Annotated in this window: 14 protein-coding genes; 7 read left to right on the top strand and 7 right to left on the bottom strand. The window is 67.4% G+C overall.

The genetic code is table 11. The features are described 5' to 3' along the window. Window positions 1–158: 158 nt before the first annotated feature. A complete protein-coding gene (gene lolA, locus CUJ89_RS04925) occupies window positions 159–848 on the bottom strand; it encodes an outer membrane lipoprotein chaperone LolA (RefSeq protein ID WP_114176379.1) in 690 nt (229 codons plus the stop codon). Window positions 849–894: 46 nt separating this feature from the next. Beyond that, window positions 895–3204: a DNA translocase FtsK gene (locus CUJ89_RS04920; protein WP_114176378.1), complete on the bottom strand. Its 2310-nt coding sequence runs from the start codon at window positions 3202–3204 to the stop codon at window positions 895–897. A gap of 396 nt (window positions 3205–3600) precedes the next feature. Between CUJ89_RS04920 and trxB the strand changes: the two genes are divergently transcribed. The 3 genes from trxB (at window position 3601) to CUJ89_RS04905 (ending at window position 6088) form a co-directional block, all read left to right on the top strand. After that, a complete protein-coding gene (gene trxB, locus CUJ89_RS04915) occupies window positions 3601–4563 on the top strand; it encodes a thioredoxin-disulfide reductase (protein WP_114176377.1) in 963 nt (320 codons plus the stop codon). A gap of 135 nt (window positions 4564–4698) precedes the next feature. Further along, on the top strand, window positions 4699–5478 hold the full coding sequence (locus CUJ89_RS04910) for a Smr/MutS family protein (protein ID WP_114176376.1): 780 nt from the start codon (window positions 4699–4701) through the stop codon (window positions 5476–5478). Then, a complete protein-coding gene (locus tag CUJ89_RS04905; protein ID WP_114176375.1) occupies window positions 5465–6088 on the top strand; it encodes a trimeric intracellular cation channel family protein in 624 nt (207 codons plus the stop codon). The genes CUJ89_RS04910 and CUJ89_RS04905 overlap by 14 nt, the downstream gene beginning before the upstream one ends. Before the next feature lie 90 nt (window positions 6089–6178). Here CUJ89_RS04905 and CUJ89_RS04900 read toward each other — a convergent pair whose 3' ends face one another. The 4 genes from CUJ89_RS04900 to CUJ89_RS04885 form a co-directional block, all read right to left on the bottom strand. Further along, the gene (locus CUJ89_RS04900) at window positions 6179–7297 is read right to left on the bottom strand and encodes an ABC transporter ATP-binding protein (RefSeq protein WP_114176374.1); all 1119 of its coding nucleotides are present in this window, start codon (window positions 7295–7297) and stop codon (window positions 6179–6181) included. Window positions 7298–7409: 112 nt separating this feature from the next. After that, window positions 7410–8267 carry a carbohydrate ABC transporter permease gene (locus CUJ89_RS04895; protein WP_201752273.1) on the bottom strand — a complete coding sequence of 286 codons (858 nt, stop codon included), beginning with the start codon at window positions 8265–8267 and terminating at the stop codon, window positions 7410–7412. After that, the gene (locus CUJ89_RS04890; RefSeq protein ID WP_114176372.1) at window positions 8257–9195 is read right to left on the bottom strand and encodes a carbohydrate ABC transporter permease; all 939 of its coding nucleotides are present in this window, start codon (window positions 9193–9195) and stop codon (window positions 8257–8259) included. Before CUJ89_RS04890 ends, CUJ89_RS04895 begins: the two co-directional genes overlap by 11 nt. A gap of 138 nt (window positions 9196–9333) precedes the next feature. Continuing rightward, the gene (locus CUJ89_RS04885) at window positions 9334–10581 is read right to left on the bottom strand and encodes an ABC transporter substrate-binding protein (protein ID WP_114176371.1); all 1248 of its coding nucleotides are present in this window, start codon (window positions 10579–10581) and stop codon (window positions 9334–9336) included. A 430-nt stretch (window positions 10582–11011) separates the two neighbouring features. Here CUJ89_RS04885 and zwf point away from each other — a divergent pair, with 430 nt between their 5' ends. The 3 genes from zwf to CUJ89_RS04870 all read left to right on the top strand — a co-directional run bounded on the left by zwf (window position 11012) and on the right by CUJ89_RS04870 (window position 15156). Next, the gene (gene zwf, locus CUJ89_RS04880) at window positions 11012–12481 is read left to right on the top strand and encodes a glucose-6-phosphate dehydrogenase (protein ID WP_114176370.1); all 1470 of its coding nucleotides are present in this window, start codon (window positions 11012–11014) and stop codon (window positions 12479–12481) included. A gap of 88 nt (window positions 12482–12569) precedes the next feature. Beyond that, window positions 12570–13250, top strand: coding sequence for a 6-phosphogluconolactonase (gene pgl / locus CUJ89_RS04875; protein ID WP_114176369.1), 681 nt, complete (start codon window positions 12570–12572; stop codon window positions 13248–13250). Beyond that, a complete protein-coding gene (locus tag CUJ89_RS04870; RefSeq protein ID WP_114176368.1) occupies window positions 13228–15156 on the top strand; it encodes a bifunctional transcriptional regulator/glucokinase in 1929 nt (642 codons plus the stop codon). Before pgl ends, CUJ89_RS04870 begins: the two co-directional genes overlap by 23 nt. A 94-nt stretch (window positions 15157–15250) precedes the next feature. Here CUJ89_RS04870 and CUJ89_RS04865 read toward each other — a convergent pair whose 3' ends face one another. Beyond that, complete coding sequence (locus CUJ89_RS04865; protein ID WP_114176367.1) at window positions 15251–16468, bottom strand: Bcr/CflA family multidrug efflux MFS transporter; 1218 nt, start codon at window positions 16466–16468, stop codon at window positions 15251–15253. A 236-nt stretch (window positions 16469–16704) separates the two neighbouring features. Here CUJ89_RS04865 and CUJ89_RS04855 point away from each other — a divergent pair, with 236 nt between their 5' ends. Next, a complete protein-coding gene (locus CUJ89_RS04855; RefSeq protein WP_114176366.1) occupies window positions 16705–17157 on the top strand; it encodes a hypothetical protein in 453 nt (150 codons plus the stop codon). Window positions 17158–17348: the final 191 nt, after the last annotated feature.

Genomic DNA, 17348 nt, shown 5'->3' with positions numbered 1-17348 from the left:
GCCCGGTGCCCGCGCCCGGTGCCCGCGCCCGGTGCCCGCGCCCGGTGCCCGCGCCCGGTGCCCGCGCCCGGTGCCCGCGCCCGGTGCCCGCGCCCGGAAACAACACTGGCCTGCCGTCGCCGGCAGGCCCGTTGCGGGAGAGCGGCGCGCGGCGCCGGTCAGCCGGTAATCACGTCGGCGCCCTTCGGCACGACGAACTTGAACGTATCGCCCTTCAGCGGCGGATTCGTCTGGATGTTCGTAAACGTCAGCAGCGTGACGTTGCCGAACACGTCGTGCAGTTCCATCGCGGCGAGCGTGCCGTTCCGGAAGCCGATGCCGATCCGCTGGAACTGCGTGTCCTGCGCCTTCGGCAGCATCTCGAGCCACTCGATGCCGCCCTTCTCGCCGGCATCGTGCAGCGTGTAGTTCTTGTCGAGATCGTTGCTGCCGAACAGGATCGCGGCGGGGCTCGCGCCCAGCGCGCCGTTCAGCTTGCGCTCGGTGACCTGGTTCAGGTCGCGGTCGTACACGTAGAGCTTGTCGCCGTCGGCCTGCAGCACCTGCTGGTAGGGCTTCTGGTACGTCCAGATGAACTTGCCCGGACGCGCGAACACGAACGTGCCGCTCGAATTGTCGGTGGGCTTCGGCGCGGCCTGCGCGGCGCTCGCACCCTTGGCCGGCGCCTTGACGATCTGCTGCGTGAATTCGCCCTTCGCCGAACGCACCTGCGACACGAAGGCCTTCAGTTGCTCGGTGCCGCCCGCGAACGCGTGCGTCGCCGCGAGCATCAGCGATGCGCCGGCGAACGCCGCGCCGAGCCAGCGCCGCGTCGAGCGAAGGGAAGGGACGAACGAAAGTTGCTGCATGGTGCGGTTTTCTCCCTGGGTGGCCGGCACTGCGGGCGCCGCGGACTCATTCCGCGTCGCGCGCCGGCACAAGAATTTCGCGATTGCCGCTCGACGACATCGCCGACACGAGCCCCGACTGCTCCATCTGTTCGAGCAGCCGTGCCGCGCGGTTATAGCCGATCCGCAAATGACGCTGCACGAGCGAGATCGACGCGCGGCGGTTCTTGACGACGATCTCGACCGCCTGGTCGTACAGCGGATCAGACTCGCTGCCGCCTTCGCCGGTTCCCGCGCCGGCCGAGCCCTCGTCGCCGTCGGCGGTGCCGCCTTCGAGCAGGCCTTCGACGTAGTTCGGCTCGCCGTGCTCCTTGAGCTTCTCGACGACGCGATGCACTTCGTCGTCGGCGACGAACGCGCCGTGCACGCGCACGGGCAGCCCGGAGCCGGGCGGCAGGTACAGCATGTCGCCCATCCCGAGCAGCGATTCGGCGCCCATCTGGTCGAGAATCGTGCGCGAATCGATCTTCGACGACACCTGGAATGCGATCCGCGTCGGCACGTTCGCCTTGATGAGGCCCGTGATCACGTCGACCGACGGGCGCTGCGTCGCGAGGATCAGGTGGATGCCGGCCGCGCGCGCCTTCTGCGCGATCCGCGCGATCAGTTCCTCGACCTTCTTGCCGACGACCATCATCAGGTCGGCCAGCTCGTCGATCACGACGACGATGTTCGGCAGGCGGCCGAGCGGCTCCGGATCGTCCGGCGTCAGGCTGAACGGGTTCGGCAGCTTCTCCTCGCGCTTCGCCGCGTCGTCGATCTTGTTGTTGTAGCCCGCGAGGTTGCGCACGCCGAGCTTGCTCATCAGCTTGTAGCGGCGCTCCATCTCCGCGACCGTCCAGTTCAGCGCGTGGCCGGCCTGGCGCATGTCGGTGACGACCGGGCACAGCAGGTGCGGAATGCCTTCATAGACACTCATTTCGAGCATCTTCGGATCGATCAGGATCAGGCGCACCTGCTCGGCGGTCGCCTTGTACAGCAGCGACAGGATCATCGCGTTGATCCCGACCGACTTGCCCGAACCGGTCGTACCGGCGACGAGCAGGTGCGGCATCTTCGCGAGATCCGCGCACACGGGCTTGCCGCCGATGTCCTTGCCGAGGCTCAGCGTCAATGCCGACGATGCGGCCGCATACACCTCGGACCCGATGATCTCGGAAAGGTGCACGGTCTGGCGGCGCTGGTTCGGCAACTCGAGCGCCATGTAGTTCTTGCCGGGGATCGTCTCGACGACGCGGATCGACACGAGCGACAGCGAGCGCGCGATATCCTTCGCGAGGTTGACGATCTGGCTGCCCTTCACGCCGGTGGCCGGCTCGATCTCGTAGCGCGTGACGACCGGGCCCGGGTACGCGGCGACGACGCTCGCCTCGACGCCGAAGTCCTTGAGCTTCTTCTCGATCAGGCGCGACGTGAATTCGAGCGTATCGGCGGAAATCGCCTCCTGCGTCTTCGGCGCGGGATCGAGCAGCGACACCGGCGGCAGCGTCGAATCGCCCGGCAGGTCGGTGAAGAGCGGCACCTGGCGCTCGCGTTCGACGCGCTCCGACTTCGCCGGCGTGACGACCGGCGGCACGATCGTCACGGGCTCGTGATCCTCGATGCGCACGCGCTCCTCTTCGACCTTGCCTTCGCGGCGCACGGCCGCGGCCTCGCCGAGCTTGCGGTCGCGCTCGGCCTCGCGGCGCAGCTTCGCGACGTTGACGGCGGACAGGATCGCGCCGCCGACGCGCTCGGCAACCGACAGCCACGAGAAGCGGAAATACAGCGACAGGCCGATCGCGAGCGCGATCAGCAGCAGCAGCGTGCCGCCCGTGAAGCCGAACGCGTGCGACATCGCGCCCGCGACGGCCTCGCCGACGACGCCACCCGGCGCACGCGGCAACTGCACCTTCAGCGACCACATGCGCAGCGCCTCGATGCCGTCGCACGCCAGCACGACGAGCACGAACGAGAAGATTTCGGTGAGCCAGCCGATCGGCCGCTCGGGTTCGTCGGGAATCGCCTCGTGGCGCGTGATGCGGCGGTAGTTGACGGCGATGCGCCGCGCGAGCGGCACGATCAGCCAGTAGGCCGACAGGCCGAACAGCAGCAGGATGATGTCGGCTGTCCACGCGCCGACGCGGCCGGCCCAGTTCGAGATGTGGTCCACCTGAGCGGCGTGCGTCCAGCTCGGATCGCGCCGGCTGTAGCTCAACAGGGCCATCACCAGAAATGCACCGAGCGCGACCTGGAGAATCCAGCGGATCTCCGTGAGGAGCTTCGACATCCGGTGCGGCAACGCCTGTGCCTGGGCGGAATAAGGAGCTTTTGCCATGAATCCGTATAAAGAGGACGGGCCGTGCGCCCGCCTGTCGTTCGATCCCGCTTATTGTAAACGCTGCACCGGGCCGCCAAGTGTAAATGACGGTTACATAACAGGGACGGGGTGCCGAACCGGGCGCCGCCAGCGACCGCAAACCGGCCAGCCGCGCCCTTGAGCGGGCCTGCGACAACGCGCCGCCGCATGCCGGACGGCCGCCCGGCCCGCCGCGCCAGCGCGGGAGGCTCGCCGCGAAACGCTATCGCCGCGATTGAAACTCTCGTTCGGCAACGCAGCAACGGGACCTTTATAATGCGCGTCTGATACCCATCTATGACGGCATCCCGGTCAACCCGGATCGTACGGCGAGCCCTACCCCGCCCGCCGCGGCCGCCTTTTACGGATTCGCACATGTCCACGCCCAAACACGCCAAAGTCCTGATTCTCGGTTCCGGCCCCGCCGGCTACACGGCTGCCGTCTACGCAGCACGCGCCAACCTGTCCCCGGTTCTGATCACCGGCATCGCGCAGGGCGGCCAGCTGATGACCACGACCGATGTCGAAAACTGGCCGGCAGACGCACAAGGCGTGCAGGGTCCGGAGCTGATGGCGCGCTTCCTCGAGCACGCCGAGCGCTTCAACACCGAAATCGTCTTCGACCACATCCACACCGCGAAACTGCACGAGCAGCCGATCCGCCTGATCGGCGACTCAGGCGAATACACGTGCGACTCGCTGATCATCTCGACCGGCGCGTCCGCGCAGTATCTCGGCCTGCCGTCCGAAGAAGCGTTCATGGGCAAGGGCGTGTCGGCCTGCGCGACCTGCGACGGCTTCTTCTATCGTGGCCAGGAAGTCGCAGTGATCGGCGGCGGCAACACGGCCGTCGAGGAAGCGCTCTACCTCACCGGCATCGCGAAGAAGGTCACGGTGATCCACCGCCGCGACAAGTTCCGCGCGGAGCCGATCCTGATCGACCGCCTGCTGGAGAAGGAAAAGGAAGGCGCCGTCGAGATCAAGTGGGATCACGTACTCGACGAGGTGACGGGCGAGGCTTCGGGCGTCACGGGCCTGCGCATCAAGAACGTGAAGACCGGCGCAACGGAAGACCTCAACGTCCAGGGCGTGTTCGTCGCGATCGGCCACAAGCCGAACACCGACCTGTTCCAGGGCCAGCTCGAGATGAAGGACGGCTACATCCTGACGAAGAGCGGCCTGCACGGCAACGCGACCTCGACGAGCGTCGCGGGCGTGTTCGCCGCGGGCGACGTGCAGGACAACGTGTACCGCCAGGCGATCACGAGCGCGGGCACGGGCTGCATGGCCGCGCTCGACGCGCAGCGCTACCTCGAAAGCCTGCACGACAAGAAGTAAGCCGCAAGCGTTGCCGCGCCGGGCGCTACAATGGCGTCCGCTGCCGCGAAGCGGGCTCGACCGGAAAGCCGCTGCCGCCGCGCAGCGGCTTTTTTGTGTCCGCGCGCCCGAACGCGCCTGCCCTGTTACCGAATCATGGCGAAGAACCAGCCCCATCCCAGCGATCCCGCAAAGCGGCAGATCGCCGCCCGTCCCGTGACCCCTGCGCCAGCCGCGCCGCCGCCCGCGCCCGACCCGGCCGCATTGCGCGGCCAGGGCCTCGCCGGCCTCGGCACGTTGCGCAAGTCGCTTCAAGGTGAAGCCGAGCGCCGCGAGCGCACCCGCGTCGAAACCGCGAAGGCCACGCGCCAGGCCGATGCCGACGCGAACCTGTTCCGCAACGAGATCGGCTCGATCAAGCCGCTGAACGCGCCGCCGCGTGCGAAGTCCGGCCGCACGCCGCCCGACCCGGTGCCGAAGCAGACACAGCGCGACGAAGAAGACGTGCTGAACGCGACGCTGTCCGACGAATTCGATCCCGAGACGCTGCTCGACAGCGACGACTCGCTGTATTACCACCGCCCCGGCATCAGCCGCGACGTCGTGCGCAAGCTGAGGAGCGGCGCGTGGATCGTGCAGGCGCAGATCGACCTGCATGGGATGCGGCGCGACGAGGCGCGCGACGCGCTCGCCGAGTTCATCCGCGAGGCCGGCAAGAAGGGGCTGCGCTGCCTGCGCGTGATCCACGGCAAGGGGCTTGGCTCGATCGGCAAGGAGCCCGTGCTGAAGGGCAAGGTACGCGCGTGGCTCGTGCAGAAGGAAGAAGTGATCGCGTTCTGCGAGGCGCGCGGCCACGACGGCGGCGCAGGCGCGGTGCTCGTGCTGCTGCAGCCGCTCGCGGCGCCCGTCGACCGGGGGCCGCGTGCCGCATCCTAGGCTGACGCTCGCGATCTCGGTACTGGAGGCGATCGCCACGCTGGCGTTCGCGATTTCGGGCTTCATCGAGGCGCGCAAGAACCGCCTCGATTCGGTCGGCACGTTCGTCGTCGCGCTCGCCACCGCGTTCGGCGGCGGTACGCTGCGCGACATCCTGCTCGAGCGCCGGCCGTTCTACTGGGTCGTGCACGACGACTACGTGATCGCGATCTTCGTGCTCGCGCTGTTCGCGCCGTTCGTGCTGCGGATGCTGTCGCGGCTGTCGGCCGAGCGGTTGCTGCTCATCGCCGACGCGATCGGGCTCGGCATCTTCAGCATCTCGGGCACGTCGATCGCGCTCGATGCCGAGATGCCGCACTTCATCGCGGTGATCATGGGCGTGATCACGGGCGTGGTCGGCGGGATCGTCCGCGACGTGCTGTGCAACGACATCCCGCTGATCCTGCGCGATTCGCGGCCGTACGCGACCTGTGCGTTCGTCGGCTGCTGGTTCTACCTGCTGCTCGTGTGGCTGCAGTTCGATTCGGTGTACAGCGTGCTGCTCGCGACCGGCTTCATCCTCGTCGCGCGGCTGGTGACGTTCAAGTTCGACGTGCGGCTGCCGCACTGACTGCCGCTGCACCGCCAGCTGCATCGCCAAAACAAAAGGGGCCGTTCATTCGAAACGGCCCCTTGTCTTTCATTCAGCGCGTACGCTGCATCACGCGATCCGCTCTTCCGACGCCGGATCGAACAGCACGGCCTTCGACACGTCGAACAGCAGCGATTGCGTCTGCCCCGGCTGCGGGTTCGCGGCCGGATGCACGCGGCTCACGATGCGCTTGCCGTTCACCTGCGCGAATACGTGCGTGTCCGGCCCGGTCGGCTCGGTCACATCGACGCGCACGTCGATCGGCTGCAGGCTCGACGCCTCGCCGTTGTGCGCGTTGCGTGCGTCGGTGATGCGCTCCGGACGCAGGCCGAGGATCACCTCGCGGCCGACGTGGCCGTTCATCCGCTTCGCGTCGAACGGCAGCCTCAGCGCGCTGCGCGCAAGGCCCGTGTCGATCTCGAGCGCGATCCCGCTGCCCTGCTCGACCAGCTTGCCGTTGATGAAGTTCATCGGCGGCGCGCCGATGAAGCCCGCGACGAACAGGTTCGACGGCGAATCGTAGATCTCCTGCGGCGCGCCGAACTGCTGGACCACGCCGTCCTTCATCACCGCGATCCGGTCGCCGAGCGTCATCGCCTCGATCTGGTCGTGCGTCACGTAGACGATCGTCGTGCCAAGGCGCTGGTGCAGCAGCTTGATTTCCGCGCGCATCTCGATGCGCAGCTTCGCGTCGAGGTTCGACAGCGGCTCGTCGAACAGGAACAGCGACGGATCGCGTGCGAGCGCGCGGCCCATCGCGACGCGCTGGCGCTGGCCGCCCGACAGCTGGCCCGGCTTGCGGTCGAGCAGGTGCTGGATCTGCAGCATCTGCGACACGCGGTCGACGATCTGCTGCTGCTCGTTCTTCGGCACCTTGCGGATGTTCAGGCCAAACGAGATGTTCTCGCGCACCGTCATCGACGGATACAGCGCGTACGACTGGAACACCATCGCGATGTCGCGATCCTTCGGCGACAGGTCGTTGACGACCTTGCCGTCGATGCAGATCTCGCCGCTCGTCACGGTCTCGAGCCCGGCGATCATGTTGAGCAGCGTCGATTTCCCGCAGCCCGACCCGCCGACCAGGATCAGGAACTGTCCGTCCTCGATCTCGATGTCGACACCCTTCAGGACCGGCACCCCGTTCGGGTAGGTCTTGTACACGTCACGGATGGAAAGGCTTGCCATGCTGTGATTCCTCTGTCTCGTCTCGCGCGGCACGCTGCGGCGCCGCGTCGGGTTCGTTTCGATGCGCCGCGCGACGTGCGCGGCCGGTTCGTCGTATCGGATGAAGCCGCGCTTACCCCTTCACCGCGCCCGCCGTCAGCCCGCGCACGAAGTAGCGGCCGGCGACGATGTAGACGAGCAGCGTCGGCAGCGCGGCGATGATCGCGCCGGCCATGTCGACGTTGTATTCCTTTACACCCGTCGACGTGTTGACGAGGTTGTTCAGCGCAACCGTGATCGGCATCGAATCCACGCCGGAGAACACGATCCCGAACAGGAAGTCGTTCCAGATTTGCGTGAATTGCCAGATCAGGCACACCATGAAGATCGGCAGCGACACGGGCATCAGGATCTTCGTGAAGATCGTGAAGAAGCCCGCGCCGTCGATACGTGCGGCCTTCACGAGCTCGGCCGGCACGCTCACGTAGAAGTTGCGGAAGAACATCGTCGTGAACGCGATCCCGTACACGACGTGCACGAACACGAGGCCGGGAATCGTGTTGGCAAGGCCGAGCATCCCCTGCAGGCGCGCCATCGGCAGCAGGATCACCTGAAACGGGATGAAGCAGCCGACCAGCATCATCGTGAACAGCGCGTCCGCGCCGCGAAAGCGCCAGTGCGTGAGCACGTAGCCGTTGAACGCGCCGATCAGCGACGAGATCAGCACGGCCGGGATCACCATCTCCAGCGAGTTCAGGAAGAACGGCTTCATCCCGTCGCAGCGCACGCCGGTACAGGCGCCGCTCCACGCCTTCAGCCACGGGTCGACGGTCCAGCTGGTGGGCGGCGTCAGCAGGTTGCCGGTGCGCAGCTGGTCGAGGTCCTTGAACGACGTCGACAGCATCACGTAGATCGGGAACAGGAAATACAGCGCGAACAGGATCAGCGCCGCATAGATCACTGCCCGGCTGATCGTCATCTTAGGCTGCATTGCGGGTGCTCCTCGATTCCATATACATCAGCGGCACCAGCACCGCGACCACGGTCGCGAGCATCATCACCGAGGACGCCGCGCCGAGCCCGAGCTGGCCGCGGTTGAACGAAAACGTGTACATGAACATGGCCGGCAGCGACGACGCCGTGCCCGGGCCGCCCGCCGTCAGCGCGACGACGAGGTCGAAGGTCTTGATCGTGATGTGGCAGAGGATCAGCAGCACCGAGAAGAACACCGGGCGCATGCTCGGAATCACGATCTTGCGGTAGATGGTCGGCAGCGTCGCGCCGTCGACCTGCGCGGCCTTGAAGATCTCGGCGTCGACACCGCGCAGCCCCGCGAGGAACAGCGCCATCACGAAGCCGGTCGACTGCCATACGGCCGCGATCACCACGCAGAAGATCGCCTTGTCCGGATCGTCGAGCCAGCCGAACGAGAAGCTCGTCCAGCCCCAGTCGTGCATCACCTTCTCGAGGCCGAGGCCCGGGTTCAGGATCCACTGCCACGCGGTGCCGGTCACGATGAACGACAGCGCCATCGGGTACAGGAAGATCGCGCGCAGCGCGCCTTCGTTGCGGATCCGCTGGTCGAGCAGGATCGCGAGGAACAGCCCGAGCGCGACGCAGATCGCGATGAACGGAATCCCGAACCAGCCGAGGTTCGCGGCGGAAGTCCACCACACGTCGTTCTGGAACAGGTCCGAGTAACGGCCGAAGCCGTCGAAATCGTAGTTCGGCAACAGCCGCGAGTTGGTCAGCGACAGATAGCCGGTAATCAGGATGAAGCCGTAGATGAACACCACGGCGATCGCGACGCTCGGCGCAAGCACGAGCTTCGGGATCCAGCGATCGGCTAAGGCCGACATCGGCGACGTACGCCGTGCGGCGACAGCACCGGATCCGTTTCCGCTAAGAGGGGCAGTCACTTGATTCGACTCCTGGAACGAGGGCGACGCAGGCCGGGCCGGCGCCGGGTACGGCACGGGCTCGCGGGCGAGCCCGTTTGCTGCACATGCAAAAACGCCCGGCCGACGAAGCGCTTCCGGCCGGGCGCCTGTCGCGCGTTACTTGACCTTCGCGGCCTTCGCGAGCGCGGCGACCGCGCTCTTCGAATCCTGCTGCGAGTTCATGAACTTCGTCACGACGTCGGTGATCGCGCCGGCGGTCGCGTCGCTCTGCGCCATCCCGTGCGCGAGCGACGGCACGAAGCCGCCCGACTTGATCGCGGTCTGCTCGTCGGCATACGACTTCTTCGCGCAGTCGTCGAACTTGTCCATCTTCACGCCGAGACGCACGGGCACCGAGCCCTTCAGCAGGCTGAACTGCTCCTGGAAGTCCGGTGTCATGATCGTCTTCGCGAGTGCGAGCTGGCCCGGCGTCGCGGCCTTGTCGCCCTTCTGCTGGAAGAACACGAACGAATCGACGTTGAACGTGTAAGCATTCGCCGTGCCCGGCACCGGTGCGCAGATGTAGTCCTTGCCCGACTTCTTGCCCGCGTTCTCGAACTCGCCCTTCGCCCAGTCGCCCATGAACTGCATGCCGGCCTTGCCGTTGATCACCATCGCGGTCGCGAGGTTCCAGTCGCGGCCGTTGCGGCCGGTATCGAAGTAGCCCTGGATCTTGCGCACCGTGTCGAACACGGACAGCATCTGCGGCGACGTCAGCGTCGCCTGGTCGAGGTCGACGAGCGCCTTCTTGTAGAACGCCGGGCCTTGCGACAGCACGACGTCTTCCCACAGCGTCAGGTCCTGCCACGGCTGGCCGCCCATCGCGACCGGCTGGATGCCCGCGGCCTTCAGCTTGTCGGCCACCGCGAAGAATTCGGGCCAGGTGGCCGGCACCTTCGCGCCGACCTTGTCGAGCGCGGCCTTGTTGATGTACAGCCAGTTCACGCGGTGCACCGAGAACGGCGCGGCGACGGTGTGGCCCTTGTACTTGATGATCTTGTCGATTTCCGGCGGCAGGTTCTGCTTCCAGTCGCCGGCGACGGAATCGACGTTGACGAGCACGCCCTGGTCGGCCCAGTCCTGGATCAGCGGGCCCTTGATCTGCGCGGCCGACGGTGCGTCGCCGCTGATCACCTTGGTCTTCAGCGCGGTCATCGCCGCTGCGCCCGCGCCGCCCGCGACCGCGAAGTCCTTCCACACATAGCCCTGCTTCTGCACGTCGTCCTTCAGCACGCCGACGGCCTTCGACTCGCCGCCCGAGGTCCACCAGTGCAGCACCGTTACGTTCTCGGCTGCCTGCGCCGCCACGGCGCCAGCCATCAGACCCGCGGCGCAGAGCGCGCCCATGATCGAGCGAACTTTCATTACTTATCTCCTCCAGACTGAATCAACTCGTGAGGTTCCCTGACCGGGAACCGGCTTCTTGATAACGACGGGGAAATCGAGCCGCGGGACGCATGTAGCGTACGGGGCCGATGACCGGCCGGGCTCTTACAGAAAGCGTGAATCGAGATTCAACGGCGTGTCTCCTCTTTGTGTTTCTGGCCCGCCGCGATGATGCGACGCGAGCCCGGGGCCGACGGCGCGCTGACGATGCGCGCCGTCAATGTCCGATACCATTCGGCACAAGGCGTTCCCGGAAGCGAAGCTCGCGCAGTTCATCGACCGCACTTCTTTTTTTCTTCACCCAGGTGCTACCCCTTGCGGCGGATTGTAGTTAAACTACAATTCAGTGTCAAAAATATTTTTATCGCACTACGGATCGCTTCCCAGCACCCCAACCCGGCGGAGACACATGCATACCGATTCCAGCTTTACCTTCGTACTTTTCGGCGGCACCGGCGATCTGTCGATGCGCAAGATCCTGCCCGCGCTGTTCGAAGCGCACCGTGCGAACATGCTGGCGGAGAGCGGCCGGATCATCGCCGTGGCGCGGCACGAATCGGATCGGGCGGGTTATCTCGAGTGGGTCGACACGCATGTGAAGCCGCATGCGGCCAAGGCGGCCGGCAAGGCCCTCGACGAAGCCGCGTGGAAGTCCTTCCTCGAACGCATCGAGTACGTAAAGCTCGACCTCGGCCGCGCGGAAGACTACGTCGTGCTGCGCGACGCGATCGCGTCGCTGCCCGGCATCCGCGTGTTCTATCTCGCGACGGGCCCGTCGCTGTTCGTGCCGATCTGCAAGGCGCTCGCGTCGGTCGGCCTGAACGAAGGCTCGCGCATCGTGCTCGAGAAGCCGCTCGGCTACGATCTGAAGTCGTCGAACGCGATCAACGACGCGGTCGGCGAGATCTTCGCGGAAGGCCAGATCTACCGGATCGACCACTACCTCGGCAAGGAGCCGGTACAGAACCTGCTCGCGCTGCGCTTCGGCAACGCGCTGTTCGAGCCGCTGTGGCGCCGCGAATGGGTCGAGAGCATCCAGATCACGATCGCCGAGGAGCTCGGCGTCGAGGCGCGCGGCGATTTCTACGACAATACGGGCGCGCTGCGCGACATGGTGCAGAACCACCTGCTGCAACTGCTGTCGATCGTCGCGATGGAACCGCCGCACTCGATGGATTCCGACTCGGTGCGCGACGAGAAGCTGCGCGTGCTGCGGGCGCTGAAGCCGGTCGATCCGCGCGACATCGGCAAGGTCGCGGTGCGCGGCCAGTATCATGCGGGCGTGATCAAGGGCGCGCAGGTGCCGGCCTACGCGACCGAGCCGGGCGTGAAGCCCGACAGCCAGACCGAAACCTTCGTCGCGCTGAAGGTCGAGATCGAGAACTGGCGCTGGGCCGGCGTGCCGTTCTTCCTGCGCACCGGCAAGCGTCTCGCCGACCGCGTCGCGGAGATCGTCGTCAACTTCCGCCCCGTGCCGCACTCGGCGCTCGGGCCGACCGCACTGCGCGCCGGTTCGAACCGCCTCGTGATCCGGCTGCAGCCGAACGAGACGATCCGCCTGTACTGCCTCGCGAAGCAGCCCGGCGAAGGGATGAACCTCGCGAGCGTGCACCTCGACCTCGCGTTCGACCAGTTCTTCAAGGAAGGGCAGATGGAGGCGTACCAGCGCCTGCTGCTCGACGTGATCAACGGCCGTCTCGCGCTGTTCGTGCGCCGCGACGAACAGGAAGCCGCATGGCGCTGGGTCGAGCCGATCCTGAACGAATGGGCGCGCTCGCTGAAGCCGCCGAAGCCGTACGCGGCGGGCACCTGGGGGCCGGCCGCGGCGAGCGCGATGCTCGCGCAGCACGACACCTGCTGGCTCGAAGAAGAAAACTGATGCAAACCGTTGCCGTGCGCGCCACCGCGTCCGGCAACGTGCCCCACGATTCATACGATTTGAACAGACAAAGCAGTCCGGAGGAGATGTGATCGAGATCCACGCTTTCGACACCCAGGAAGCGCAAAGCGACGCGCTCGCGCACGCCGTCGGCGATGCGCTGCGCGACGCGCTCGCCGGCCCCGCGCGCCCGACGCTCGCGGTATCCGGCGGCACGAGCCCGCGCCCGTTCCTGCACACGCTGTCGCATGCGGCGCTCGACTGGGCCGGTATCGACGTCACGCTGGTCGACGACCGCTGGGTGCCGGAGGACGACGCGGCGAGCAACGCGCACCTCGTGCGCGACACGCTGCTGCAGCACGCGGCGGCCTCTGCCCGCTTCCTGCCGCTCGTCGACACGCGCGCCGCGCTCGACGCGCACGTCGCCGCGCTGAACGCGAACGCCGACTATCGCGTGCCGAACGTCGCGGTGCTCGGCATGGGCGAGGACGGCCACACCGCGTCGATCTTCGCCGACGCGCCCGAATGGGATCATGCGATCGCGACGCCCGAGCGTTTCGTCGCCGTGCATCCCGGCGCCGCGCCGCACGCGCGCGTGAGCTTTTCGCTCGATGCGCTCAAGCGCGTCGACCGGCTGTTCCTGCTGATCGCGGGCCCCGCGAAGCGCGCCGTGCTCGATGCCGCGGCCGCATCGCTGCAGAAGAACGCGATTTCCCAACTGGCCAACGACAAGGGGACCCAGCTCGATGTCTACTGGTGCGCAAAGTAAGGCGGTCGTCGCAGGCCAGCATGCCGACGGCCCGCGCTTGCTCGCGGACGTCGGCGGCACCAACGCGCGCTTCGCGCTGGAAACCGGCCCGGGCGACATCACGCAGATCCGCGTGTATCCCGGCGCCGACTATCCGACGCTCACCGACGCGATCCGCAAATACCTGAAGGACGTGAAGATCGCCCGCGTGAACCACGCGGCGATCGCGATCGCGAATCCGGTCGACGGCGACCAGGTCACGATGACCAACCACGACTGGAGCTTCTCGATCGAGGCGACGCGCCGCGCGCTCGGCTTCGACACGCTGCTCGTCGTCAACGACTTCACCGCGCTCGCGATGGCGCTGCCGGGCCTGACCGATGCGCAACGCGTGCAGGTCGGCGGCGGTGCGCGCCGCCAGAACAGCGTGATCGGGCTGCTCGGGCCCGGCACCGGGCTCGGCGTGTCGGGGCTGATCCCGGCCGACGACCGCTGGATCGCGCTCGGCAGCGAAGGCGGCCACGCCTCGTTCGCGCCGCAAGACGAGCGCGAGGATCTGGTGCTGCAGTACGCGCGCAAGAAGTTTCCGCACGTGTCGTTCGAGCGCGTGTGCGCGGGCCCCGGGATGGAGATCATCTATCGCGCGCTCGCCGCGCGCGACAAGAAGCGCGTCGCCGCGACCGTCGACACGGTGGAGATCGTCGAGCGCGCGCATGCGGGCGACGCGCTCGCGCTCGAGACGGTCGAATGCTTCTGCGGGATTCTCGGCGCGTTCGCGGGCAGCGTCGCGCTGACGCTCGGCGCGCTCGGCGGTGTGTATATCGGCGGCGGCGTCGCGCTGAAGCTCGGCGAACTGTTCACGCGCTCGCCGTTCCGCGCGCGCTTCGAGGCGAAGGGCCGCTTCACGCACTATCTCGAGAACATCCCGACCTACCTGATCACCGCCGAATATCCGGCGTTCCTCGGCGTATCCGCGATCCTCGCGGAGCAGCTGTCGAACCGATCGGGCGGTGCGTCGTCGGCCGTGTTCGAGCGGATCCGCCAGATGCGCGACGCGCTGACGCCCGCCGAGCGCCGCGTCGCCGATCTCGCGCTGAACCATCCGCGCTCGATCATCAACGATCCGATCATCGACATCGCGCGCAAGGCCGACGTGAGCCAGCCGACCGTGATCCGCTTCTGCCGTTCGCTCGGCTGCCAGGGGTTGTCGGACTTCAAGCTGAAGCTCGCCACCGGCCTCACCGGCACGATCCCGATGAGCCACAGCCAGGTGCATCTCGGCGATACGGCCACCGATTTCGGCGCGAAGGTGCTCGACAACACGGTGTCGGCGATCCTGCAACTGCGCGAGCACCTGAATTTCGAACACGTCGAGAACGCGATCGAGATCCTGAACGGCGCGCGGCGCATCGAGTTCTACGGGCTCGGCAACTCGAACATCGTCGCGCAGGACGCGCACTACAAGTTCTTCCGCTTCGGGATTCCGACCATCGCGTACGGCGACCTGTACATGCAGGCCGCATCGGCCGCGCTGCTCGGCAAGGGCGACGTGATCGTCGCGGTGTCGAAGTCGGGACGCGCGCCCGAGCTGCTGCGCGTGCTCGACGTCGCGATACAGGCCGGCGCGAAGGTGATCGCGATCACGTCGAGCAACACGCCGCTCGCGAAGCGCGCGACCGTCGCGCTCGAGACCGACCACATCGAGATGCGCGAATCGCAGCTGTCGATGATCTCGCGGATCCTGCATCTGCTGATGATCGACATCCTCGCGGTCGGCGTCGCGATCCGCCGCGCATCGACGAACGGCGAACTGCCCGAGGCCGTCGCGCAGGCGAAGGCGCGCGCGAACGACGACGAAACGGCCGACGTGCTCGACTGGCTGAGCCACGGCGCGTCGCCGGCGGCGAAGGACGTCGCGCGGGATTGACGCGCGGCCCCCGCCACTTCCCGCGCTCAAAAGAAAAACGCCACCGGCGCATCGCGCGCGGTGGCGTTTTTCATTCTGCCGCCCGGCTGCCGGTTCAGGCGCCCGCTTTCACCGGCCGCCCGTGCCAGCGCAGCACGAGGTAGCGTCCGGCGAAACACAGCACGCCCGAGACGCCGATCGTCACGCCCATCGCGAACGGCGTGCCGTCCGCGAGTGCGCCGATCGCGACGCTCGCAAGCGCGCCGAGCGCGAGCTGCATCGCGCCGAACACGGCCGCCGACGCGCCCGCGTTGTGCGGATAGCGATGCATCAGGTCGGTCGTGCAGTTCGCGGACAGGATCCCGACCACGCCGACGACGAAGAACAGGCACACGACGATCGACCACAGCCCGCCCCACCCCGTCAGCGCGACGAGCGCGACCGCGAGCGACGCAATGCAGCTCACGAGCGCCGCGGCCGCGATGATGCGCAGCGAGCCGATGCGGCCGACGAGCCGCGTGTTCGCGAAGTTGCCGATCATGATCCCGACGACGTTCAGGCCGAACAGCAGCCCGTAGTGCTGCGGCGACACGTGGAAATACTCGATGTACACGAACGGCGTCGCGGTGATGTACGAGAACATCGACGCGAACGCCATCCCGCCGCACAGCATGTGCCCCCACGCGACGGGGTCGGACAGGATGCGCCCGTACGACGCGAACGACGCAAGCACGGCCGTGCTCTTGCGCCGTTCCTTCGGCCAGGTTTCGGGCACGCGCAGGTACGCGGTCGCCGCGCACACCGCGCCGAACACGGCCAGCACGACGAACACGCCGCGCCAGCCCGAGAAGCGCAGGATCTGGCCGCCGATCAGCGGCGCGAGCAGCGGCCCGACCGCGGTGACGATCGCGACCATCGACAGCACCTTCGCCGCGTCGGTCGGCTCGTGCGCGTCGCGCGCGATCGCCCGCGCGAGCACCGACGCGGCGCCCGCGCCGAGTGCCTGCAGGAAGCGCACGAGGATCAGCATGTCGATCGACCCCGCGACGAAACAGCCGATGCTCGCGAGCGTGAACAGCGCGATGCCGCCGAGCAGCACGGGACGGCGGCCCCACGTGTCGGACAGCGGGCCGTACAGCAGCATGCCGACCGAGAAGCCGGCCATGAAGCTCGTCAGCGTGCGCTGCGCGGCGCCGGGGCTGACGGAGAAGCCGTCGGCGATCGACGGCAGGCTCGGCAGGTACATGTCGGTGGCGATCGGCCCGCAGGCGGCGAGCGCGCCGAGCAACAGGATCAGCCGGGCATCGGGCCGGCGCCGGACGACGTGAGACATGGGTATCCGGATTGGAGCCCGCGCGCATCGGGGCGCGCGTGGCGGTGAAGACGGGAGGCCGCGCCGCAGGCGGCGCGCTCAGGCCCATGATTGTACGCGCAACTTTTTCAGGTGCCGCCGGCCGCGTACGATGGAAGGCCGGGAAGCACCGGTGCGGCGCCCGCCGCGCAAGATCGCGAGCGGATTCGATTAAGCTTGCGGCTCTTGTCTGATCTATTCGACGCACGAACGAACCGATGACCGCTTTCCTGCTGATCTGGAGCCCCAAGAAATGGCCGTGGCCCGAACTGCCTGACGTCGCCGCGCGCGTGAAGGCCGGCGAGGCCGTGCACGACGTGTGGGGCTGCGGTTTCGCGCGCAGCATCCTGCCGGGCGACCGCGTGTTTCTGCACCGCGTCGCGAAGGAGCCCAAGGGCGTGTTCGGCGCCGGCTACGTGACGCGTGCGCCTTACGAAGTGCCCGATCCGGCGACGAAACGCGGCTACCGGCTGTGCATCGACTTCGTGTACGACTGGCTGGTCGACGCGCATCAGGACGTCGTGATCGCGCGCGACGCGCTGCGCGTCCACCCGTACTCGGTGCAGACCTGGGATGCGCAGACGTCCGGCACGTCGATCAAGCCGATGGTCGAAGGCCCGCTCGAGAAGCGCTGGGCCGAGCTGACCGGCAAGCGCAAGCCGCCGCGCTAGCCGGATCGCCAGCCGGGCCGAATCGGGCCCTCGTTTCCAGCCCGCACAGTTGTTCCCCGCGCGCCGAAAGGCCGCAGACCGGCCGGCGGGCCCGCCGCGCGCGTCTCCGGTACAATCGGACGATCGTTCCGCCCAGGCGCCGCGGGGGCCCGTGCACAGGCTCCCGCGCCCTTCTCTCGCAGGTTTCGCCC

The sequence above is a fragment of the Burkholderia pyrrocinia genome, assembly GCF_003330765.1.
Classification (GTDB): Bacteria; Pseudomonadota; Gammaproteobacteria; order Burkholderiales; family Burkholderiaceae; genus Burkholderia; species Burkholderia pyrrocinia_B.
This window is presented reverse-complemented; position numbering and strand designations above follow the sequence as displayed.

Bases quoted from the DNA above. Each gene is read 5' to 3' on its own strand.
- CUJ89_RS04895 (WP_201752273.1), bottom strand. From the start codon at position 8,267: ATGCAGCCTAAGATGACGATCAGCCGGGCAGTGATCTATGCGGCGCTG.
- CUJ89_RS04910 (WP_114176376.1), top strand. From the start codon at position 4,699: ATGGCGAAGAACCAGCCCCATCCCAGCGATCCCGCAAAGCGGCAGATC.
- CUJ89_RS04885 (WP_114176371.1), bottom strand. From the start codon at position 10,581: ATGAAAGTTCGCTCGATCATGGGCGCGCTCTGCGCCGCGGGTCTGATG.
- CUJ89_RS04900 (WP_114176374.1), bottom strand. From the start codon at position 7,297: ATGGCAAGCCTTTCCATCCGTGACGTGTACAAGACCTACCCGAACGGG.
- CUJ89_RS04865 (WP_114176367.1), bottom strand. From the start codon at position 16,468: ATGTCTCACGTCGTCCGGCGCCGGCCCGATGCCCGGCTGATCCTGTTG.
- CUJ89_RS04855 (WP_114176366.1), top strand. From the start codon at position 16,705: ATGACCGCTTTCCTGCTGATCTGGAGCCCCAAGAAATGGCCGTGGCCC.
- trxB (WP_114176377.1), top strand. From the start codon at position 3,601: ATGTCCACGCCCAAACACGCCAAAGTCCTGATTCTCGGTTCCGGCCCC.
- CUJ89_RS04870 (WP_114176368.1), top strand. From the start codon at position 13,228: ATGTCTACTGGTGCGCAAAGTAAGGCGGTCGTCGCAGGCCAGCATGCC.
- zwf (WP_114176370.1), top strand. From the start codon at position 11,012: ATGCATACCGATTCCAGCTTTACCTTCGTACTTTTCGGCGGCACCGGC.
- CUJ89_RS04920 (WP_114176378.1), bottom strand. From the start codon at position 3,204: ATGGCAAAAGCTCCTTATTCCGCCCAGGCACAGGCGTTGCCGCACCGG.
- lolA (WP_114176379.1), bottom strand. From the start codon at position 848: ATGCAGCAACTTTCGTTCGTCCCTTCCCTTCGCTCGACGCGGCGCTGG.